Below are 21,267 nucleotides of genomic sequence, written 5' to 3' on the forward strand. Positions count from 1 at the left end.
AAGAAAGTGTTGATGCGCGCCTTTCTGACCTGGATGCTTTTGCCGCTGCTGTGCGTGATCGCCGTGTCCGTGGCGGCGCAGGAGCCGGTGACGCCGGGGGGCTATCGCTGGCTGGAGGAGGGGCCATTCGTCGGGCCGCTCCATATGGTGATCAGCATCGAGCGACAGATGGTGCATGTCTATGATGGTGACCGGCTGGTCGGGATTGCCAGCGTATCGACAGGGATGAAGGGGCATCGCACGCCGACCGGGGAGTTTCCCGTGCTGCAGAAGCGGGAATGGCATCGGTCGAACATCTATTCCAACGCGCCCATGCCCTTCATGCAGCGGCTGACCTGGGACGGGATCGCGCTGCATGCGGGGCATAATCCCGGCTATCCGGCGAGCCACGGGTGCATCAGGCTGCCTTATGCCTTTGCGCGCAAGCTGTTCGGGATGACGCAGGTCGGGACTCTGGTCAGCGTGACCTCGGATCGTCTGAGTCCCGTGCTGATGGTTGATGCGCTGGTGGTGGGCGATCCGGGAAGCGCCGTCGTGACCTTCGCGCCGCAAGCGCCGGTGGTGCTGGCGCAGCGGGATGAGACGGCCGCGCCGATGCTGGAGGTCGATCCGGGGATTTTCCGGCTGCGCTTGATGCGGCGTTAAGAGGAATTCGGATCAACAGAAGCGGGCCGACTTGATCCAGTCGTTGCACATCAGGCGAAGCTCGCCGCGGATCGCGCTGGCCTGGGAATCGGATTGCGCGAGCGAGGCGCGCAGGCGGTGGATGGCCAGCAGCATGTCCTGTGCACGGGGAAGGAAATTGTCCGCCGAGCGATCGCTTTGCGCGCTGTCGATGAGGCGGGTCAGGGTGCCGATCGTCCCCGGCGGAGGGGCGCCATCCCGCGCGCAGACATCGTCGACCATGGCGTAGACCGCCGACAGCCATTCCGGATTGCGATAGGCACAGTGCGCCATGACGATACCTGCTTGCGTAATTGACGCCGTCCAGAATCGCGAATCATGGTGAAAAAGACATTAACTTTACAATCGCGTGTCTTTTGAGTGGCTTGAATGAGAAAAGGGCGGCTGATCCCCCCGTGGAATCCGCCGCCCCGCGATTCTTTGGCCCGGATGATCAGGCTGCTTCGGCGGTTTCCTCCGCTGCGGGCAGGCGGATCAGGTAATCGAAGGCGGAGAGCGCCGCCGTCGAGCCCGCTCCACAAGCGATCACGATCTGCTTATAGGGCACGGTGGTGCAGTCGCCCGCCGCGAAGATGCCGGGCTGGCTGGTTTCGCCGCGCGCGTCGATTTCGATCTCGCCGCGTGGGGAAAGGGCGATCGCGTCCTTCAGCCATTCGGTGTTCGGGACGAGGCCGATCTGGACGAAAATGCCTTCCAGTTCGACATCATGCTCCGTACCGCCGCTGCGATCCTTATAGCTGAGGCCGGTGACGCGTTCGCCATTGCCGTCCACTTTGGTCGTGAGGGCCGAGGTGATGATCCTGACATTGGGCAGGCTGGCGAGCTTGCGCTGGAGCACGGCGTCGGCGCGGAGCTGGCTGTCATATTCGATCAGCGTCACATGGGCGACGATGCCGGCCAGGTCGATGGCCGCCTCGACGCCGCTATTGCCGCCGCCGATCACCGCCACGCGCTTGCCCTTGAACAGCGGGCCGTCGCAATGCGGGCAATAGGCCACGCCCTTGTTGCTATATTCGTCCTCGCCAGGCACGCCCATCTGCCGCCAGCGGGCGCCGGTCGAGAGGATGACGGTCTTGCCCTTCAAGGACGCGCCATTTTCCAGCACGACCTCATGATAGCCGCCCTCGGTCTTGGCCGGGATCAGCTTGGCAGCCTTCTGCAGGTTCATGATCTCGACGTCATAGTCCTTCACATGGGCTTCCAGCGCGGCGGCGAATTTGGGGCCTTCGGTGCGGCTGACCGAGATGAAATTCTCGATATCCATGGTGTCGAGCACCTGACCGCCGAAGCGCTCCGCCGCGACGCCGGTGCGGATGCCCTTGCGCGCCGCATAGATCGCCGCCGCAGCGCCAGCGGGACCGCCACCGACGATCAGCACCTCGAACGGGTCTTGCGCCTTGATCTTCTCCGCTGCGCGGGTGGCCGCGCCGCTGTCGATCTTGGCGACGATCTGCTCCAGCTCCATCCGGCCCGAGGCGAAGGGTTCGCCGTTCAGAAAGACGGTGGGGACGGCCATGACCTTGCGGGCGTCGACTTCTTCCTTGAACAGCGCGCCGTCGATGGCGGTGTGGCTGATGCGGGGGTTGAGGACGGCCATCAGGTTCAGCGCCTGCACCACATCGGGGCAGTTCTGGCAGGACAGCGAGAAATAGGTTTCGAAAGCGAAATCGCCATCGATGTCCTTGATCTGCTGGATCAGTTCCTGCGCCGCCTTGGACGGGTGGCCGCCGACTTGCAGCAGGGCGAGGACGAGCGAGGTGAATTCATGGCCCATGGGCAGGCCGGCGAAGGTTACGCCGATGTCCGTGCCGGTACGGCGGATCATGAAGCTGGGGACGCGCTTGGTGCTATCGGTTTTTGGGCCGGTGGTGATGGACACCTTGTCCGACAGTTCAGCGATCTCATCCAGCAGCGTCTTGAGTTCACGGCTCTTCGCGCCTTCGTCCAGCGACGCCACCAGCTCGATCGGCTGGGTAATGTTCGCCATATAGGCCTTGAGCTGGCCCTTGAGATTTGCGTCCAACATAGTGGTCTCCATGGGTTGGGCGCGCCGATCCGGGGCACGCGGCTTGTCCTTCGCCGGGACGGTGCGATCCGAAGGCCCGGCGTTTGCGGAGGTTGTAAATTGAGAGCGGCGTGCTCCTGCGAAGGCAGGAGTCCAGGCTTTGGCGCGTGACCTGACGCTCTGGACTCCTGCCTTCGCAGGAGCACGTTGCATATAATGGCTCCCGCCGGGCCGGGGAGGGTGCCTTCAACCCAGCCCGACGAAGAGTTAAGGCCTTGTCGACATTTCGTTCAGGTGGAGCCGAGAAGCGTGATGTCCGAGTATCGGAGCGCAGCGGACTTCTGGTCCGTGAGCACCGAAGCGCAGGAAATCGTGCTTCGCAGGCCCGCATGGGCGGAATGTCGGCGAGGCCGTTAGATCTTGCCGACGAGGTCGAGCGAGGGAGCCAGGGTGGCTTCGCCTTCTTCCCACTTGGCCGGGCAGACTTCGCCAGGGTTGGCGGCGACATATTGCGCAGCCTTGACCTTGCGAAGCAGTTCGGTCGCGTTGCGACCGACGCCTTCCGAGGTGATTTCCATGAACTGGATCACACCTTCGGGATCGACCAGGAAGGTGGCGCGGTCAGCCAGGCCGACGCCCGGACGCATCACGTCGAAATTGTTGGTGATCTGGCCCGACTGGTCGCCCAGCATGAAATAGTTGATCTTGCCGATGGCCGGCGAGGTGTCGTGCCAGGCCTTGTGGCTGAAATGCGTGTCGGTCGAAACCGAATAAACTTCCACACCTAGCTTCTGAAGGGTAGGGTAGATGTCGGCCAAATCCTCCAGCTCCGTCGGGCAGACGAAGGTGAAGTCGGCGGGGTAGAAGAAGAAGACGGCCCACTTGCCCTTCACGTCGGCGTCGGTGACGTCGACGAACTTGCCCTGCTTGTACGCGGTGGCGGTGAACGGCTTGATGGTCGTGTTGATAAGAGCCATGGGCTTTCCAGTTCCTTTTAGGGAGTTGCTGTTGCCCGACCCATGTAGGGAATGCGCATGGGGACGTGAAATTGGTTTTCTTGGCCAAGTCGATTGATAAAAGCGATCACAGGCCGTCTTATTGATCGATCGGACCGCTTCTGGGCTTGTGCAGGACGTAATTCATCGCTTCCTCGATCATGCCCAACGCTTCCTCGATGGTGAAGGTGGACGAATCGAGGCACAGTTCCAGCCAGAGGCCGTCGATCATCGCAGTGAGGCCGATGGCGGCGATGCGCGCGTCCGGACGAGGAATTTGCGGCGCCGCTTCCCGCAGCAGCACCTCCATGCGTTCGCGCCCACCGCCATAGGTTTCGGCATGGGTGGCGGCGATTTTCGGATTGGTCTTGTTGAGGCTCCAGAAGGAAATCCAGGTCGCAAGCAGACTGGGGTCCAGTACCGGCGGCTGGAAATTGGACCGCAAATAGGCCCAGAGCCGGGCGCGGGGATCGGGTCCGGCCTCGGCCACGGCGCGTTCCATCGCGGCGGCGACCTGTTCCCCGACATCGCGATAGGTCGCCAGGATCAGGGCATCCACGCCGTCGAAATAATGAGTCAGCAGGCCTGCGGACACGCCCGCATAGGCGCAGATCGCCCGAACGGAGGTGCCGCCCACGCCCTTTTCGGCCAGGCAGCGCGCGGTTGCCTCGATCAGAGCCTGCCGCCGGACATCGGCGGTTTCGCGAACGAAACGCGCCCGTTCGGGGCGCCCCTCAACCTTGTGCTCCATTTCTTTTCCCCGCCATGATCCTGCTCCCTGCCGGAACCGCTGGCAAGCGCTCCGTCCCCATTCAGGAAAATGGATCGAAGACCCGCGTTCAGCCGTTTATGAGGCCAATTGCAAGGGGAAAGATGAATGAGGCGTCTTGATCTGAACCGCGCGCTTCTACCGTTGATGCTGGCGGGCGCGCTGATGTCCGGTTGCGCGAAGAGCGTGGATAAGGGGACGGTCGCGAACAATGCCGCGCAGGCGCCGGATGTCGAGGCGGTCGAGGAGCCGGATGCGGTCGGCGCGGCCGCCAATGAAGCGGCGGGCCTGCCCACTGATGATTGGGTGGGACGGTGGAACGGGCCGGAGGGACTTTTCCTGGACATTCAGCCCTCGCCGGATGGCCGGCCAGGCCATTATACCATCACGAACCGGGACAATCTCGACCGGCAGGGCGGTTATGACGGTGTGGCCGCAGGGGCGGCGATCCGCTTCGTGCGGGACGGCCAGGAACTCAGCATCCGGCCGGGCGCGGGCGCCGAGACGGGGTTCAAATATCTCGCGGGCAGGCAGGATTGTTTGGTCGTTGTGCCGGGGCGGGAGGGCTATTGCCGTTGAAGGCTCAGGAACCCGTCAGCTTGCTTGCGCATTATGTTGCCGGGTGGCGTGAAGATGAGGAGGATTTCTATGGCGGATTATCAGGAGCGTCCGACGACCACCACGGTCATCGAAAAGCGTGGCGGCGGCGGCACCATGGTAGCCGTTCTCTTGCTGGTCGTGGTGGTGGCGATCGCCGCCTTCTTCCTGATCAGCAGCCAAACCCGCAAGGATAGCGCTGTCGAAGGCGCCGCTACGCAGGTCGGTCAGGCGGCAAGCGATGTCGGTGACGCAGCCAAGGATGCGGCGGGTGCCGTAAAGGATCAGCAATAAGATTGCGCATGGTTGGTGGTCGTGCAGAGGCAGGAACCCAGTATCTGCGCTGTCTTGAGCCGTCTGTCTCGGCCCGGCGCTTGTGCAGAAGCGGATGGTTCTGGAAGCTGCCAACTCAGGATGTACGGAAAAGGGCGCCCCGATCGGGACGCCCTTTTCTTTACGCCTGCCGTTGTCGGCTCGAGCGCAGTTTGATCAGCTTTCCACCTTCACGTACCGGGGCGCGGCTTCGTTGAGGATGCGCAGGATCTTCTTGAGCGCGCTCGGCTCGTCCGTTTCCTCCATCGCCGCGAGTTCGCGGGCGAGGCGGCTGGAGGCGGCCTCGAAGATCTGCCGTTCGGAATAGCTCTGTTCCGGCTGATCGTCGGCGCGGAACAGGTCGCGGGTCACTTCGGCAATCGACACTAGGTCGCCCGAATTGATCTTCGCTTCATATTCCTGGGCGCGGCGCGACCACATGGTGCGCTTCACCTTGGGCTTGCCCTTGAGCGTCTCGACCGCTTCCTCCAGCGTCTTGTTGGAGGACAGCTTGCGCATGCCGACGCCTTCGGCCTTGTTCGTGGGCACGCGGAGCGTCATGCGCTCCTTTTCGAAGCGGAGAACATAGAGCTCCAGCTCCATGCCCGCAATCTGCTCCTTTTGCAGCTCTATGACGCGGCCAACGCCATGCTTGGGGTAAACAACATAATCACCTACGTCAAAGGACAGCGCCTTGGCAGCCATTTGAAACCTTTCCATATTACAGGGGAGCGGTGGCGTTCGCGTTGCAAGTGCGAACAGATGCACGAGCCGAGGGGGATGCGGCGCCACCATCAATACATCAGGCATTTGTCTCCGTAGCGGACGCGACCATGTCCACCTGTTGGTCCCTATTTAGCAGATTCGTAACAAAATTGCCACCCCCGGACACAAAATCCGGGAGTGGGCTTGCAAATTAAACGCAACAGCTAGTTTGGGGGATGTCCGGACCGCGCGCGGGCAACGCTGCGGCGCGGCAGATCAGCTTCCGCTGCCGGGCTCGGGCGAGAAGAACTGTTCCAGCTTGTTTTCGACGCCCTTCATCGCGTCGGCGTCGGCGGGGGCGTCACCTTTGACGGTGATGTTCGGCCATTCGGCGGAGAATTTCGTGTTCAGCTCCAGCCATTTTTCCAGGCCGTTCTCGGTATCGGGCAGGATCGCTTCGGCAGGGCACTCAGGCTCGCACACGCCGCAGTCGATGCACTCATTGGGGTTGATGACCAGCATATTCTCGCCCTCGTAGAAACAGTCCACGGGGCAAACCTCGACGCAATCCATATATTTGCAGCGGATGCAGTTATCGGTCACGACGTAGGTCATGGGTCAGCACTCTTGGAATTAGGACAATTGGGCGTCCTGCTATGCGCGGTCGCGGCGAAGGTCAATGAGGATATTGTTGGCGGGGTGATTGTTGGGCTTAAGCTTCTGCGGCTTCAGGCGCCGACCGTCAGTTCCTCATAACAGGCCTGGGCTTCTGGCGCCGGGCCGCGGCGATGGGGAAGCTGGGTCACCCGAACCACTCGCACGCCGCTGGGGTGGGGGAAGGTGATGAGATCGCCCGCCCGCACCGGGGCGTGCGAGCGGTCGATGCGGCGGCCATTGAGGCGGATATGGCCTTCCTCCGCCATCTTCTGGGCGACCGAGCGGCTTTTCGCGAGCCGCGCGAACCAGAGGAATTTGTCGATGCGCAGGCTTGGTCCGTGGACCGACACCATGCCCGCGTCAGCCATTGCGGCCCAGCAATTCGGCAAGACCCGCAAAAGCGTGGTTGCCGATGGGCGCGGAGCCGGATGAGGCGGCGGGGCGGGGCGTCCGGTCGCCGCGTGTTTTGCCCTGAGACTTGCCCTGAGATGGGGTGCCTCGCTTGTCGCGGTTCTGGTGCTGCAGGTGCGGGCGGGGCTTTTGCCGGCCGCGGAAGACCCAGTTGGGGCCGCCTTCCTCGGGCGCTTCCACGGGGCGGAAGCCGGCGAGGCGCATCAGTTGCAGGAAGGCTTCTTCCGATAGGCCTAGCGAGATGATCTGCGGGCTTTGCGCGGTGAAGGCCTCGTTCTTGGCGATGGCTTCATGTGCGGTGCGGGCCATGCGTTCGGCCATGTCGATGCGCAGCATCTGCTCGCCAAAGCCGCGGAAACCGGCGATGCGGGCGCCCATCTGCTCGGGCTTTTCGCCGGCCGGGATCAGGGTGAGGCCGGGACCGGGCAGAGGCAAGCAGGGCTTGGCGATGCGGGCCGCCAGCAAAGCGGCGCGCCAGCGGGCGCCGCCGGGCTTCAGCAGGCCGGGGTGATAGATGTCGAGCACGCCGATATCGATGCCGGCGCGGCGCAGCAAATGGCGCTGATCCTTGTCGAGATGGCCGAGCGCCGAATCGAGATCGGTGCGCGCGATCACGCCGCCCGCATCGGCAAGCTGGGCGAAGACGGCGCGGACGACTGCGGGCACTTCGGGGTCGGAGGAGCTGGCGACCATCTTGGTCAGCGGCAGGAGGTGCTTTTCCTTCTGCGCGTCGAACCAGGTGGTGAGGCGGGCGAGAATAAGCTTCTGCACATCCTGGCCCAGCGCCAGAAGCGCGCGATCCAGCCGGATTTCCGGGGTCAGCAGCGCGGGGCCGCCGTGCAGCGTGGCCGCCGCGTCCCCCTTCCAGCTTATGCCGGGGGCTTGTCCTGCTTCGTCCATGAGCGCGAAATCAGTATCGGGTGCGCTCAGCAATTCGTCAGCCTTCACTCGCAATATCCTTCCAAGGCGCCGTTCAGCGGCCGCCAGCAGCATCTTCCTGTCCTGATGCCGGGTAGCGGGATCGACCGAGAAACGAAATCCGTCAAGTCGCCCGATCGTCTCGCCATCGACGCAGACTGTCCCGTCCGGCTCTATGTCGACCGGCAGATTGGCTGCGCTCTGGCCGATATCCCTTAGCAGAACCGTGGTGCGGCGGTCCACGAAACGCTGCGTCAGCGCGGCGTGGAGCGCATCGGAGAGTTTTTCTTCCAGCACGCGGGTGCGTTCGGCCATTTCCGCCGGATGGGCGAGCCAGTCGGCGCGATGGGCTATGTAAGACCATGTGCGCGCGGCGGCGATCCGGCCCGATAGCGTGTCGATGTCGCCTTGAACCGAATCGAGTCGCGCGATCTGCTGGGCTAACCAGTCGCGAGGGATGTGGCCGCTCCCTTCCGAGAGGAAGCGCCAGATGCGGCTGACCGTGCGGGCATGATGTTCCGCCCCCAGCTTCTGGAAATCGGGCAGGCCGCAGGCGGCCCAGAGACGTTCGACCTGCTTCTGGCCCTTGGCGCGCTCGATTACCAGCGGGTCGTCGGCCAGGCGTTTGAGGACGGCGAGGTCGACAGCCTCGGGAGCGGCGCGCAGTTCGGGGCGTTCGGGTTTCCCTTCCAGGTCGAAGATCAGATGGTCGAGCCGGTCGGTGCGTGGCGTGCCGTCGCGCCAGAAAAGCTGCTCGACCGGGGGGAAGCGGTGGGCTTCGATCGCTTCGATCTCTTCCGGGGTGAAGGCGGCTTCACCCTCTTCATGGCCCAGGCTGCCGAAGGTGCCGTCCCTGTGATGGCGACCAGCGCGGCCTGCGATCTGCGCCATTTCGCTGACCGTCAGGCGGCGGGTGCGGCGGCCGTCGAACTTGCGCAGCGAGGCGAAGGCGACATGGGCGACGTCGAGGTTGAGGCCCATGCCGATGGCGTCGGTGGCGACCAGATAGTCGACCTCTCCGTTCAGGAACATCTGCACCTGCGCGTTGCGCGTGCGGGGGGAAAGCGCGCCCATCACCACCGCCGCGCCACCCCGGAAGCGGCGGAGCATTTCGGCCACGGCGTAGACCTCTTCGGCGGAGAAGGCGACGATGGCGGAGCGCTTGGGCAGGCGGGAGAGCTTTTTCGCGCCTGCGTAGCTGAGCGTCGAGAATCGAGGCCGGCCGATGATCTCGGCGTCGGGGACGAGGGATTTGACGACGCGGCTGATGCTGGCGGAACCGAGGATCATCGTTTCCTCGCGACCCCGAGCGCGCAACAGCCGGTCGGTGAAGACATGGCCGCGCCCCGGGTCGGCGCCGAGCTGGGCTTCGTCCAGGCCGACGAAAGCGTAATCTCCGTCTACCGGCATGGATTCCGCCGTGCAGAGGAAATAGCGCGCGTTCGGCGGCACGATCTTCTCTTCGCCGGTGATCAGCGCGACTTGGCTGGCGCTCTTCATCCCGACCACCCGGTCATAGACTTCGCGCGCCAGAAGGCGCAGCGGAAAGCCCATCATCCCGGAGGAATGGCCGCACATGCGTTCGACGGCGAGGTGGGTCTTGCCGGTATTGGTAGGGCCCAACACGGCGGTGATGGGCGAGCGGGCAAATAGGGCCATGACCCCTGCTATGTCGGGCATGGCGGGCGGAAGGGCAAGGGCAAAGGCCTGGTAAAGCGGTGCGATGCCCCAAATTGGTCCGCCGGTCCGCCATGTGGCTCGTCCGGGCGCAGAAAAAGGGTTAAAATAGCCGTCTTTATTTGACTTTAACCTTATGCCTTCACAGAATTGCGGATGAACGCGCGGCGGGGGTCGTGGCGTATATTGCCCCGGGGGCTTGTTTTACCGTGTTTCATGGCAGTCAGATCAATGCCCAACAGGGGGGCGCCTCTGCGTCCCTGTGGCTGACTGACTCCATCCGCAATGGGGAGCCGGTCGAGGATTCGCGCGATTGGCGCGAAAAGCTGCGCGACTGGGCCGAGGATGTGGAGCTGGTTCCCGACCTTGGCCAGCGGGTGGGAAGTTTCACCTGGTTCCGGGGACTTGCGACCTGTTTCGGACTGTGCGCGGCGGCGCTTTATCTGTCGCCGGGCTTCCATGCGCTGCCGGGCGAGCCGCAGCCTTTGATGGCGTCCCGGCAATTCGACGAAGTGCGCAGCCAGATGATCATGCCGCTCGCCATGGGCGCCGACAGCGGGCGGCGCATGGGACCGACCGACGCCGTGCAGCCGCTGCGCGAGACGCCGGAGCGGCCGCAGATCGAGCTGCGCGCGCAGATCGGCGGGAGCGATTCGCTGGGCCGGGCGCTGGCGCGGGCCGGGGTGAGCGGCGGCGATGTGGCGACGGTGATGAGCCTTGTCGCCGGCGATGTCGGCGCGGGCATGAAGCCGGGGACGCCGCTGGACATCCTGCTCGGCCGCCGGGCGAGCCGGGACGTGCCCCGGCCGCTCGACAAGCTGGCATTTCGGGCGCGGCTGGACCTGGGGATAGAGATTTCGCGGGCTGGCGGGGTGTTGCAGGTGCAGCGGACCGCGATCCATGTCGACGATACGCCGCTGCGCATCCAGGGCGTCGTGGGGGAAAGCCTGTACCATTCGGCGCGGGCCGCGGGGGCGCCGCCCAAGGCGATCCAGAGCTTCCTGCGCGTGGTGGCGCAGCAGATCGATCTGGGGTCGATCTCGGCGGGCGACCGCTATGACATCGTCACCGAATATCGGCGCGCGGATACCGGCGATGTCGAGGTGGGCGACCTGTTGTTCGCCGGACTGCACCGGGCCAGCGGACGCGGCATCGACATGCTGAAATGGAATAGCGACGGGCGGACCCAATGGTTCGAGGCGTCGGGCGTGGGCCAGCGGCGGGGCGTGCTGTCCGCGCCGGTGGCGGGGCGCATGTCGTCCAGCTTCGGCATGCGGCGGCACCCGATATTGGGCTATACCCGGATGCATGCGGGGATCGATTTCGCGGCGGCCTATGGATCGCCCATCTATGCGGCGACCGACGGCGTGGTGTCCTATGCCGGGCGCCATGGCGGGCACGGCAATTATGTGCGGCTGGAGCATGGCAATGGCCTCGCCACCGGCTATGCGCATATGAGCCGGATCGCGGCCGCGCCGGGGCAGCGCGTGCGGCAGGGGCAGGTGATCGGCTATGTCGGCTCATCGGGCCTGTCGACCGGGCCGCATCTGCATTATGAACTGTATCGCAACGGGCAGACGATCAATCCGCTGTCGGTTCGCTTTACGACCACGTCGCAACTGGCTGGGCGGGAGCTGGCGGCTTTCCGGGCGCGGCTGGTGCAGTTGAAGAGCCTGAGGATCGGTTTGCCCGTCCAGGTGGCCCAAAAGCAGCAAGCCCAGAGTGCGGGGCCGGCGGTTTCCGGGAAATAGCTTTTCGCGTATGGTCGCCTGGGCTAACGGGCGGACATGATCGCACCGGCTTCCGACATTACCGCAATATTGCTGGCCGGAGGGCGGCCAGTTCCTGATCCTTTGGCTGTGGCGGCGGGGGTGGCGGTAAAGCCGCTGGTCCCTGTCGGGGGTGAGCCGATGATCAACCACCCGGCGCGAGCATTATTGGCGCATCCCGCGATCGGGCGCGTGATCGTGCTGACGCAGGCGCCCGAACTATTTGCCGGTAATCCGGCTACCGCCTGGCTGGCGGGGCATCCCAAGGTGCGGTTCGAAACGAGCGGGGGCGGGATTGCGTCCTCGCTGATGACTTTGTTGGACCGGGCGGATCTACCCTTTCCGCTACTGATGACGACGGCGGATCACGTGCTGCTGGATGGAGCGATGCTCGACCAGATGGTGCGGGAGGCGAACGGGGCCGACATTGCCGTGGCGATGGTGGAGCGGGCGACCCTATTGGCGCGCTATCCGGGATCGCGGCGGACCTGGCTCAAGTTCCGCGACGGCTGGTGGTCGGGGGCGAATATCTTCTGGTTCGGAAGCGGTAAGGCCCGGCCGGTGATCGCGCTCTGGCAGGAGGTCGAGCAGGACCGCAAGAAGGGGTGGAAGATATTGTCCGCTTTCGGGTCTTTGGCTTTGTTGGGGGCGGTGCTGCGGATTTCCACGCTGCGGGGCGGGATCGCGCGGGTGGGGCGGCGCTTTGGGCTGGTGGCGCGGCTCGTGGCTATGGAGCAGGCGGAGGCTTGTATCGATGCGGATAAGCCGGATGATGTTGTGTTGATCGAGGCGATTTTGGCCAAGTCTGCTGAATAGAGCTGCCGTGTTCCTGCCTGCGCAGGAGCACGTTATTCTGCACTCAGAAGTCAGTAGCCGTCCAGGTTCTCCAGCGCGGTGAAGCGCTGCGACCAGAGCGCCCCGTACACCGCCATCCATTGCACCACCGGGGCGAGCCCCTTGGCGCGGGCGGTGTAGTAGGTTTCCCGGCCTGCGCGGCGGGCCGTCACGAGGCTGGCGCGCTTCAGCTTGCCAAGGTGGCGGGACACCATGGGTTGCGATACGCCGGAAATGGCGGTGAGGGCGTGGACGCTCTGTTCGCCTTCGCGCACCAGATATTCGAGCAGCGCCCGCCGGGTGCCGTCGGACAAGGCCTTGAAAAGTTCATCGCAGGAGGCCGAACGATCCCCCCTCAAAATATGTTCTGTCATCGTTATGACATAACCTAATGGTTATGAGATGGTCAAGCGAAGGTGCGTTTTTGCCCTCCGAAGCGGCGTTAACCAAAAAAACTTTTTGACCCTTTTCCGCTGAGTCTTTTGCGTCACACTAGCCGATCTTGAGTCTTTCGAGTCGCGTTCGACTCAATATCTAGTGGCTACCCGGTTCGTTCTCCGCAGCGTTAACCATTGTGTGAGGCTCGAACCCTAAGTTGCTGATCTTGACGGCGGACTCCCGAGGACTCATCGCTGGGCCTCAGAACCGAACGGGGGTCACTAATGGGTGTCATGGAACGCGTCGCGCCGCGGCGGAAAAAGGCGGTTGCGCCAGTCGAGGTCGAGGCCGACCGCCTGCTGCGTGGCGACTGCATCTCCGAAATGGCGAAGCTGCCCGACGCCTGCATCGACATGATCTTTGCCGATCCTCCCTATAATCTCCAGCTTGGCGGCGATCTGTTCCGGCCCGAGGGCGGCCGCGTCGATGCGGTCGACAATGATTGGGACAAGTTCGACACGCTGGGCAGCTATGATCGCTTCACCAAGGCCTGGCTGCGCGAGGCGCGCCGCATATTGAAGCCCAATGGCTCGATCTGGGTGATCGGCAGCTACCACAATATCTTCCGCGTCGGCACGGCGTTGCAGGACGAAGGCTTCTGGATTCTGAACGACATCATCTGGCGCAAGTCCAACCCCATGCCCAATTTCAAGGGCACGCGCTTCACCAATGCGCATGAGACGCTGATCTGGGCCAGCCAAGGCGAGGATGCGAAGTACACCTTCAACTACAAGGCGATGAAGACGCTCAACGACGAATTGCAGATGCGCTCCGACTGGGTGCTGCCGATCTGCGGCGGGCAGGAGCGGCTGAAGCGCAACGGCACCAAGGCGCACCCGACGCAGAAGCCCGAGGCGTTGCTCTATCGCGTGATGCTGGCCTGCACCAAGCCGGGCGACGTGGTGCTCGATCCGTTTTTCGGCACAGGCACGACCGGCGCGGTGGCCAAGCGCCTGGGCCGCAAGTGGATCGGCATCGAGCGCGAGGACGATTATATCGAGGTCGCGCTGGAGCGGATCGAGGCGGCGCTGCCGCTGGACGAAAGCTCGCTCACCATCATGCAGACCGCGCGGCAGCAGCCCAAGGTGGCGTTCGGCACGTTGGTCGAGACGGGTTATTTGCAGCCGGGTTCGGTGTTGATGGATTCCAAGCGGCGCTGGCAGGCGGTGGTGCGGGCGGATGGCTCGCTCAGCGTGGGGACGGATACGGGGTCTATCCATAAGATGGGCGCGACGCTGCAAGGCGCGCCGAGCTGCAATGGCTGGACTTTCTGGCATTGCGAGATCGAGGGTGTGTTGAAGCCGATCGATGCTTTGCGGCAGACCTATCTGCTTGCGAACGAGCCGTAAGCGGCCCCGCGTTCCTGCGCAGGCATTTGAGCGAGACAAGCGGCTCGTGAGAACCCAGTTCAGACCTCAGTTTATTCGCGCCACCTCCGAACTGGGCTCCTGCCTTCGCAGGAGCACGTCATCGCGCTAAGGGAAGCCCTTTCGATCCGATCGAAGGACATGGCAATGCTTTCCCAAATCCCTGCCGATGCGCGGCTTTACCTGCGCCCCACCTGGTTCGTGCCGTCGCCCATCGGCTTGCCGGACGGGTCGGCGGCGCGGATGGGCAATGGGCTGATCTGGTTTCAGGGCTATGAGCTGACTGCGCGCAAGGATGGTCGGCGGGTGGCGCGGGTGACGGTGCCGGTCACGGAATTTGCCGATGCGGCTGCGGGGTTGCCCGATCCGCTGGCGGAGCGGGCGCAGCGCCTCGCCGCCAATATCTCGGCGCAACGTCCGCCTTTACTGCTGGGTGAGCGGACCATTCGCTTCGACGCGCCTCAGGTCATGGCGATCCTGAACATCACGCCCGACAGCTTTTCCGATGGCGGTGAGCATATGGACGATCCCCAGGCGGCGGCTGATGCGGGCTTTTCCATGGCGGCTGCGGGGGCGGCTTTGATCGACGTAGGCGGGGAATCGACCCGGCCCAAGGCGCCACGCCTGTGGGAAGGGGATGAGATCGCACGCGTCGTGCCGGTGATCGAGAAGCTGGCGGCGGCGGGCGTTTCCATATCCATCGATACGCGCAAGGCCGCGGTCATGGAGGCGGCGCTGGCGGCAGGAGCGGCTGTTGTCAATGATGTGAGCGCGTTGCTGCACGATCCGCGGGCGATGGAGGTGGTGGTCGCGGCGGGCTGTCCCGTGATCTTGATGCATGCGCCATCGGCCGGCGACGATCCGCATGAGAATCCGGGCGGTTATGGCGATGTCGTGGCCGATGTGTTCGATATGTTGGAAGCGCGGGTGGAGGCATGTCTGGCGGCGGGTATTGCCCGCGAGAAGATCATGGTCGATCCGGGATTGGGCTTTGGCAAGTCGCTGGGCGATAATCTCGCTTTGGTGAATGGGTTGGCGGTATTTCAGGGGCTGGGGGTGCCGTTGCTGTTCGCCGGGAGCCGGAAGCGGCTGATCGGAGCCTTGTCGAACGAGGCGCCTGCGGCGGAGCGGCTGGGCGGGTCGGTGGGACTGGCCTTCCGCGCTGTGGAACTGGGCGCGCAGATGGTGCGGGTGCATGACGTCAAGGAAAGCGTGCAGGCATTGCATCTGTGGCGCGGGCTGGCCGATGCGGGGTTGAGTGCGGTTTGAGGGATATGGCCGGGTTTTGGCCAGAGGCGGACATCGATAACATTCGTCATCCCAGCTTGCGCTGGGATGACGGATTTAAATGGCAGAAAAACAGCCTTAACTGTCGCTACTTCCGGAAACTCTCCGCAGCCGCGCAGGCCAATTGATCGGCGCGCTCATTCTCCGGATGACCGGCATGGCCCTTGACCCATTGCCATGTCACCTGATGGCGGGCGGCGGCCTTCACCAGTAGCTGCCAGAGTTCGGCATTCTTCACCGGCTTCCTGTCCGCCGTCTTCCAGCCGTTCTTCTGCCAGCCGAAGACCCATTTGGTGATGCCGTCCATCACATATTTGCTGTCGGTGTAGAGCGTCACCCGGCAAGGGCGTTTGAGCGTCTCCAGCGCCTGCACCGCCGCCATCATTTCCATGCGGTTATTGGTGGTCTGCGCCTCTCCGCCGGAGATGTCCTTCTCCTTCTCCCCAAAGCGCAGCACGGCGCCCCAGCCGCCGGGGCCGGGATTGCCCTTGCACGCGCCGTCGGTGAAGATCTCGACCTCGGGAAGCTCGCTCATGCGCCAAGCAGCGCCGCCGGGTCGGCGCTGGCGTAGAAATCGAGGCGGCGCAGATAGGCCAGCGGATCCTTGCGCATCACCAGCGCGTCGGCGGGCGTGTTGATCCAGTCATAAGCCCGCGTCAGCAGGAAACGCAGCGCCGCACCCCGGCAGAGGATCGGGAAAGCGGTGAGTTCGGCGTCGGACAGGCCGTGGGCCGTCATATAACCGGCGCCCAGGGCTGCGGCGCGGTCCCCGAACCAAGTGGCGCCATCATTGCTGAACACCCAGGCGCTGTGTGTGACGGCCAGGTCATAGGCGCGGATATCGGTGCAACTGAAATAGAAGTCGATCAGGCCCGTCACCTCATCGCCCAGCATCAGCACATTGTCGGGAAAAAGGTCGGCATGGATCACCGACCGGGGCAGGTCTGCGGGCCAATGCGCATCAAGGAAGGCCAGCTCTTGCGCCACCCGCGCACCGAGGCCGGGGGCGATCCGGTCGAAATCCTCGCCGCATTTGGCGGCCAGTTCATGCCAGCCGGGCAGGTCGAGGGCGTTGCGGCGGGTGCCGGTGAAGCCTTCCGCCGCGCGGTGCATTTCGCCCAGCGCCGCGCCCGCCGCACGGGCCTGGCCGACGGTCGGTTCGGTGACGGAGATGCCGGTCAGGAACTCGATCAGACAGGCGGGGCGTCCGGCGAGTTGCTGTAGCCGCTTGCCTTCCCGATCCGCGATGAAGCGGGGGACGAGGCAGCCGCGTGCGCCCAGATGATCGAGCAGGTCCATGAAGAAGGGCAGGTCCGCCTCATCCACCCGCTTTTCGTAGAGGGTGAGGATGTAGCGGTGGCCTCCCCCGGAACCCAAGGCGCCGTCATGGCCGGTGGTTTCGAGCAGGTAATTGCTGTTTTCCACGCCTTCCGCGATGCCCTTGGCCGACACGAGGCGTCCGGCGTCGTAGCGGGTGAGGAAAGCGTCGATCTCTTCGGCGGGAACCTGGGTATAGACGGCCATGGATTTACGCGGCCTCCAGTCCGCGGGGAAGCTTGAAGGCAATGTTTTCGCGGGCGGTTTCCACCTGCTCCTCGATCACGTCGAACCGCGTGGCCAGCCGGTCGACCACTTCGCGCACCAGCACTTCGGGGGCGGAGGCACCTGCGGTAAGGCCCAGCGTGCGCACGCCCTCCAGCCAGGCGAAGTCCATATCGTCGGCGCGCTGGATCAGCCGGGCGGGGGTGCCTTCGCGCTCCGCCACCTCAACCAGCCGCAGTGAATTGGAGCTGTTGGGCGCGCCGATCACATAGACGGCGTCGCATTGCCCGGCGATCGCCTTGACCGCCGCCTGCCGGTTGGAGGTGGCGTAGCAGATATCCTCGCCCTTGGGCGCATGGATGGCGGGAAAACGGCGCAGCAGCGTCGCGACGATGGCGGCGGTGTCGTCCACCGACAGGGTCGTCTGCGTCAGGAAGGCCAGATTGTCGGGGTCGGCGGGAGCGAAGGCTTCGGCATCCTCGACCGTTTCGATCAGGGTCATGTTGCCGTCATCGACCTGGCCGAAGGTGCCGATCACCTCCGGATGGCCCCTGTGACCTATGAAGAGGATGTGGCGTCCGGCCTCCACCTGGCGTTCGGCCTGGCGGTGAACCTTGCTGACCAGCGGGCAGGTGGCGTCGAGATAGTCGAGGCCGCGTTCCTCTGCCTTGGCGGGCACCGCCTTGGGCACGCCATGGGCGGAAAAGACCACCGGCACGCCGTCGGGTACCTGATCCAGTTCCTCCACGAAGATCGCGCCCTTGGCCTTCAGGCTGTCGACCACGAACTTGTTGTGAACGATTTCATGGCGGACATAGACCGGGGCGCCATATTTCTCGATCGCCTTTTCGACGATGATGATGGCGCGGTCGACACCGGCGCAAAAGCCGCGCGGGGCGGCGATCAGCAGCTTCATGGGCGAGCGAGAGGTCATGGCTTGCCGCTTAGGCGAATGTGACGGAGGATGAAAGCCGCTTCCTTTATGTTGCGCGTCCCGCAGCCTATGGATAAGAAGCCCAACGCCTGTTCCCAAGGGATTGCCTGTGACCTTTTCTCGAATTGCGCTGACCGGAATGATCGCCATGGCCCTTGCGGGCTGTTCCCAGCGGGGCGAAATCGACCCGACCGGCGGCATCGTGGCCGTGCGCTCGGCCTGCCCGGTGGCGGCGGTCCCGGCCCAGACCGGCGACATCACCCTGTTCAATCCGGCAGGCAGCACCGATGCCCGCGCGATCGACGTGGTGGCGGAAATCACCAATCTGCGCTCGACCTGCGCCGACGGGGAGCAGCTTTATACCGAGGCGACCTTTACCGTGAATGCCCGCCGCAGCGATGCGGGCGCAGCGCGGCAGGTGACATTGCCTTATTATTCCGCCGTGGTGCGGGGCGGCAACGCCGTGGTCGCCAAGCGCGTGGGCCAGGTTGTGCTGGATTTCCCGGCGGGGCAATATCGCGCCAGCGCGACCGCCAAGGCCGGATCCTATGTGAACAAGGCCGCCGCCACGCTGCCGGGGCCGATCCAGGCGATGATCACGCAGAAGCGCAAGGCGGGTGACGCCGACGCGGCGATCGATCCCTTCGCGCAGCCGGACGTCAAGGCGGCCTTGCAGCGAACCAGCTTCGAGCTGCTCGTGGGTTTCAACCTGACCCAGGATCAGCTCCGTTACAACGCTACCCGCTAAGCCCATTTTTCCGTTCGGGCTGAGACAAGTCGATGCCCTGACCTTTTGTTGAGGAAAGGACGGCCCTTCGACTGCGCTCAGGGCGAACGGAGTTGAAGGAAAGTCCGTCCCTTGTCTCTTTATAACCGTTTCACCGCCCATCTCGACGCCGTGCTCGACGCGCTGGAGGCTGATGGTTCGCTGCCCGCTGGCCTGAACCGCAAGCCGGTAACGGTCGAGCCGCCCCGCGACGCAAGCCATGGCGACCTTGCCACCAATGCGGCGATGGTGCTGGCCAAGCCGGCTGGCACCAATCCGCGTGCTTTGGCGGAAAAGATCGTGGCTGGTCTGGAAAAGCTGGACGAGGTCGAGGGAGCGTCCATCGCCGGGCCAGGTTTCATCAACCTCAGGCTGACCGACGCTACCTGGCGCGCGGAACTCGCCGCGATTCATGCCGAGGCGGAGGATTATGGCCGCTCCGCTACCGGAGAGGGCATCACCGTCAACATCGAATATGTCTCCGCCAACCCCACCGGCCCTATGCATATGGGCCATTGCCGGGGGGCGGTGGTGGGCGACGCACTCGCGACCCTGCTGGAGCATATCGGGCATAAGGTCATCCGCGAATATTATATCAACGATGCGGGCGGGCAGGTCGATGTGCTCGCCCGGTCGGCGCATGTGCGCTATCGCGAGGCGCTGGGCGAGGCCGTTGGCGAGATTCCCGAAGGCCTCTATCCGGGCGACTATCTGGTGCCGGTGGGACAAGCGCTGGCCGCCGACTATGGCGACAAATATGTCGGCGCGCCGGAAAGCGAATGGCTGGTGCCGTTCCGCACCAGGGCTGTGGCGGCGATGATGGACATGATTCGCAGCGATCTGGCGCTGCTGGGCATCCATCACGACATTTTCTCTTCCGAAGCCGAGTTGCAGGCGGCCGGAAAGCCGGAAGCTGCGGAAAAATGGCTGCGCGAACATGACTTCGTCTATGATGGCGTGCTGGAAGCGCCCAAGGGCGAGACGCCGGAGGATTGGGAGCCGGTCGAGCTGCCGCTGTTTCGCTCGACGAAATTCGGTGACGATCAGGACCGGCCGATCAAGAAATCCAACGGAAGCTGGACTTATTTCGGCGCCGACATGGCCTATCATTATCAGAAGGCGCAGACGGCCGACCAGTTGATCGACATCTGGGGCGCTGACCATGGCGGCACGGTGAAGCGCATTCAGGCTGCGGTCGCGGCGTTGACCGAAGGCAAGGCCCGTTTCGACGTCAAGCTGATCCAGATGGTCCGTCTGCTGCGCGACGGCGAGCCGGTGAAGATGTCCAAGCGCGCCGGCAATTTCGTGACGCTGGCCGATGTGGTGCGCGAAGTGGGCAAGGATGTGGTGCGCTTCACCATGCTGACGCGCAAGGCCGATGCGCAGATGGACTTCGACTTTGCCAAGGTGGTGGAGGCGTCGAAGGACAATCCGGTCTTCTATGTGCAATATGCCCATGCGCGGATTTCCTCGCTCGGCCGGCGGGCGGAGGAGGCGGGGATCGACCTGCCCGCGCCCGACCTGTCCCGCCTTGGGACGGAGGAACTGGGACTGGTGAAGCTTGCCGCGCAATTCCCCCGCGTTGTGGAAGGGGCGGCATCGGCCCGTGAACCGCATCGTATTGCCTTCTATCTCAATGACTTGGCTTCGGCGTTCCATAGCTGGTGGAATTTGGGCAACGACAATCCGCAGGCGCGGGTCATCCTGATGGACGATCCGGCCACTACTTCCGCGCGGCTTTTCTTGAGCCGGGGAATAGGGCAAATCATCCGTAACGGCTTGGCGCTGATGGGCGTCGCAGCCTTGACCGAGATGCAGTAACCGGCGGAGGCACGGACGAGATGGGCGATTATGCGCGGGGCAGGCTGGACCTGGACGACGAGGAGCGTCTGCCCTGGCTCGAACCCGCCATCGAGGATGAGGAGGAGCAGGGGCTCTCGCCGCTGCGGCTGCTGGGCTTCATTCTCTTTGGACTGGTGCTGATCGGTCTGGTCGTCGCGGGCGTATGGCTGATCCAGAACCGCTCGGGCGGGGCTGGCGGCGAAGGCAAGCTGATCGCCGCGCCGGCCGGGGATTACAAGATACCCGCCAAGGAAGCCGACGCCAAGAAGTTCGACGGAGAGGGCGACGCCAGCTATGCGGCGAGCGAGGGCGTGGCCCGCGACGGGCGGATCGATCCGACTCGGGTGCCGGAAGCGCCGATCACGCCGACCGGCGCGGCTGGCAACGCCAAGTCGGCGGTGGCGGGAAAACCGGGTCAGAGCGTCACGGCGCGGGTAGCCGATGAAACCAATGCGAAGCCCGTGACGACGGTTGCGCGGCCCGCAGGCGGCATGATCCAGTTGGGCGCCTATGGCAATCAGGCCTTCGCGAAGGATGCGTGGAAGCGGCTGTCCAAACGCTTCACCTATTTGGAGCCGCTGCCGATGTCGATCGAGCAGGCAGAGGTGAGCGGCAGCACTGTCTATCGCCTGCGCGCGGCGGCGGGCGGGCAGGCCAGCACGCTCTGCGGCAAGCTGAAGGTGGCGGGCGAGAGCTGCATGGTCGTGAATTAGGGGTGTGGGGGATTTGGCCTGAGACGGTCTTGGCTGCCGATAACC

22 protein-coding genes are annotated in these 21,267 nt (G+C 64.2%); 10 read left to right on the forward strand and 12 right to left on the reverse strand.

All coding sequences use genetic code 11. From position 1 onward, the window contains the following. Nucleotides 1–12: 12 nt before the first annotated feature. Nucleotides 13–645: a L,D-transpeptidase family protein gene (locus tag VVT58_RS00810; RefSeq protein WP_405053712.1), complete on the forward strand. Its 633-nt coding sequence runs from the start codon at nucleotides 13–15 to the stop codon at nucleotides 643–645. A 12-nt stretch (nucleotides 646–657) separates the two neighbouring features. Here the strand turns inward: VVT58_RS00810 and VVT58_RS00815 are convergent, their stop codons facing one another. The 4 genes from VVT58_RS00815 to betI form a co-directional block, all read right to left on the reverse strand. After that, on the reverse strand, nucleotides 658–957 hold the full coding sequence (locus tag VVT58_RS00815; RefSeq protein WP_327751981.1) for a hypothetical protein: 300 nt from the start codon (nucleotides 955–957) through the stop codon (nucleotides 658–660). A 160-nt stretch (nucleotides 958–1,117) separates the two neighbouring features. Continuing rightward, nucleotides 1,118–2,710, reverse strand: a complete 1,593-nt coding sequence (gene ahpF / locus VVT58_RS00820) for an alkyl hydroperoxide reductase subunit F (protein WP_327751980.1) — start codon at nucleotides 2,708–2,710, stop codon at nucleotides 1,118–1,120. Between the two features lie 392 nt (nucleotides 2,711–3,102). Beyond that, nucleotides 3,103–3,666, reverse strand: a complete 564-nt coding sequence (gene ahpC, locus VVT58_RS00825) for an alkyl hydroperoxide reductase subunit C (RefSeq protein WP_267249465.1) — start codon at nucleotides 3,664–3,666, stop codon at nucleotides 3,103–3,105. A gap of 118 nt (nucleotides 3,667–3,784) precedes the next feature. Then, nucleotides 3,785–4,435, reverse strand: coding sequence for a transcriptional regulator BetI (betI, locus tag VVT58_RS00830; protein ID WP_327751978.1), 651 nt, complete (start codon nucleotides 4,433–4,435; stop codon nucleotides 3,785–3,787). A 126-nt stretch (nucleotides 4,436–4,561) separates the two neighbouring features. Here betI and VVT58_RS00835 point away from each other — a divergent pair, with 126 nt between their 5' ends. Then, nucleotides 4,562–5,032: a hypothetical protein gene (locus tag VVT58_RS00835; RefSeq protein WP_327751977.1), complete on the forward strand. Its 471-nt coding sequence runs from the start codon at nucleotides 4,562–4,564 to the stop codon at nucleotides 5,030–5,032. A gap of 69 nt (nucleotides 5,033–5,101) precedes the next feature. Beyond that, nucleotides 5,102–5,344 carry a hypothetical protein gene (locus tag VVT58_RS00840; protein ID WP_066559460.1) on the forward strand — a complete coding sequence of 81 codons (243 nt, stop codon included), beginning with the start codon at nucleotides 5,102–5,104 and terminating at the stop codon, nucleotides 5,342–5,344. A 195-nt stretch (nucleotides 5,345–5,539) separates the two neighbouring features. Here the strand turns inward: VVT58_RS00840 and VVT58_RS00845 are convergent, their stop codons facing one another. The 4 genes from VVT58_RS00845 to VVT58_RS00860 all read right to left on the reverse strand — a co-directional run bounded on the left by VVT58_RS00845 (nucleotide 5,540) and on the right by VVT58_RS00860 (nucleotide 9,712). Further along, the gene (locus VVT58_RS00845) at nucleotides 5,540–6,067 is read right to left on the reverse strand and encodes a CarD family transcriptional regulator (RefSeq protein WP_066559459.1); all 528 of its coding nucleotides are present in this window, start codon (nucleotides 6,065–6,067) and stop codon (nucleotides 5,540–5,542) included. A gap of 276 nt (nucleotides 6,068–6,343) precedes the next feature. Continuing rightward, complete coding sequence (fdxA, locus tag VVT58_RS00850) at nucleotides 6,344–6,682, reverse strand: ferredoxin FdxA (RefSeq protein ID WP_327751976.1); 339 nt, start codon at nucleotides 6,680–6,682, stop codon at nucleotides 6,344–6,346. A gap of 113 nt (nucleotides 6,683–6,795) precedes the next feature. After that, nucleotides 6,796–7,092 carry an RNA-binding S4 domain-containing protein gene (locus VVT58_RS00855; protein WP_327751975.1) on the reverse strand — a complete coding sequence of 99 codons (297 nt, stop codon included), beginning with the start codon at nucleotides 7,090–7,092 and terminating at the stop codon, nucleotides 6,796–6,798. Then, nucleotides 7,085–9,712 carry a helicase-related protein gene (locus VVT58_RS00860; protein WP_405053713.1) on the reverse strand — a complete coding sequence of 876 codons (2,628 nt, stop codon included), beginning with the start codon at nucleotides 9,710–9,712 and terminating at the stop codon, nucleotides 7,085–7,087. The genes VVT58_RS00855 and VVT58_RS00860 overlap by 8 nt, the downstream gene beginning before the upstream one ends. Nucleotides 9,713–9,939: 227 nt before the next feature. Between VVT58_RS00860 and VVT58_RS00865 the strand changes: the two genes are divergently transcribed. Both VVT58_RS00865 and VVT58_RS00870 read left to right on the forward strand, forming a co-directional pair. Continuing rightward, nucleotides 9,940–11,481 carry a M23 family metallopeptidase gene (locus tag VVT58_RS00865; protein WP_327752057.1) on the forward strand — a complete coding sequence of 514 codons (1,542 nt, stop codon included), beginning with the start codon at nucleotides 9,940–9,942 and terminating at the stop codon, nucleotides 11,479–11,481. Between the two features lie 36 nt (nucleotides 11,482–11,517). Beyond that, nucleotides 11,518–12,315, forward strand: coding sequence for a nucleotidyltransferase family protein (locus tag VVT58_RS00870; protein ID WP_327751973.1), 798 nt, complete (start codon nucleotides 11,518–11,520; stop codon nucleotides 12,313–12,315). Between the two features lie 50 nt (nucleotides 12,316–12,365). Here VVT58_RS00870 and VVT58_RS00875 read toward each other — a convergent pair whose 3' ends face one another. After that, nucleotides 12,366–12,707, reverse strand: a complete 342-nt coding sequence (locus tag VVT58_RS00875; RefSeq protein WP_327751972.1) for a metalloregulator ArsR/SmtB family transcription factor — start codon at nucleotides 12,705–12,707, stop codon at nucleotides 12,366–12,368. A 288-nt stretch (nucleotides 12,708–12,995) separates the two neighbouring features. Between VVT58_RS00875 and VVT58_RS00880 the strand changes: the two genes are divergently transcribed. Then, nucleotides 12,996–14,120, forward strand: coding sequence for a site-specific DNA-methyltransferase (locus VVT58_RS00880; RefSeq protein WP_327751971.1), 1,125 nt, complete (start codon nucleotides 12,996–12,998; stop codon nucleotides 14,118–14,120). Nucleotides 14,121–14,285: 165 nt separating this feature from the next. After that, entirely contained in the window at nucleotides 14,286–15,407 is a 1,122-nt protein-coding gene (gene folP / locus VVT58_RS00885) for a dihydropteroate synthase (protein ID WP_327751970.1), read from the forward strand. Nucleotides 15,408–15,513: 106 nt separating this feature from the next. Here the strand turns inward: folP and rnhA are convergent, their stop codons facing one another. The 3 genes from rnhA to ispH are packed head-to-tail and all read right to left on the reverse strand — an operon-like array spanning nucleotide 15,514 to nucleotide 17,901. After that, nucleotides 15,514–15,960: a ribonuclease HI gene (rnhA, locus tag VVT58_RS00890; protein ID WP_327751969.1), complete on the reverse strand. Its 447-nt coding sequence runs from the start codon at nucleotides 15,958–15,960 to the stop codon at nucleotides 15,514–15,516. Then, the gene (gene thrB / locus VVT58_RS00895; RefSeq protein WP_327751967.1) at nucleotides 15,957–16,949 is read right to left on the reverse strand and encodes a homoserine kinase; all 993 of its coding nucleotides are present in this window, start codon (nucleotides 16,947–16,949) and stop codon (nucleotides 15,957–15,959) included. Before thrB ends, rnhA begins: the two co-directional genes overlap by 4 nt. Nucleotides 16,950–16,953: 4 nt before the next feature. Beyond that, nucleotides 16,954–17,901, reverse strand: coding sequence for a 4-hydroxy-3-methylbut-2-enyl diphosphate reductase (ispH, locus tag VVT58_RS00900; protein ID WP_327751966.1), 948 nt, complete (start codon nucleotides 17,899–17,901; stop codon nucleotides 16,954–16,956). Between the two features lie 139 nt (nucleotides 17,902–18,040). On the opposite strand from ispH, the gene VVT58_RS00905 reads away from it, so the two are divergent. From VVT58_RS00905 to VVT58_RS00915, 3 genes are all read left to right on the forward strand, one after another. After that, on the forward strand, nucleotides 18,041–18,649 hold the full coding sequence (locus VVT58_RS00905; protein WP_327752056.1) for a hypothetical protein: 609 nt from the start codon (nucleotides 18,041–18,043) through the stop codon (nucleotides 18,647–18,649). 111 nt (nucleotides 18,650–18,760) lie between these two features. Next, complete coding sequence (gene argS, locus VVT58_RS00910; protein ID WP_327751965.1) at nucleotides 18,761–20,488, forward strand: arginine--tRNA ligase; 1,728 nt, start codon at nucleotides 18,761–18,763, stop codon at nucleotides 20,486–20,488. A 20-nt stretch (nucleotides 20,489–20,508) separates the two neighbouring features. After that, nucleotides 20,509–21,222 (forward strand): SPOR domain-containing protein, encoded by a 714-nt coding sequence (locus tag VVT58_RS00915; protein WP_066559425.1) that lies wholly within the window; start codon nucleotides 20,509–20,511, stop codon nucleotides 21,220–21,222. Nucleotides 21,223–21,267 lie beyond the last annotated feature (45 nt).

This window comes from Sphingobium sp. SJ10-10, from assembly GCF_036038995.2.
GTDB lineage: Bacteria > Pseudomonadota > Alphaproteobacteria > Sphingomonadales > Sphingomonadaceae > Sphingobium.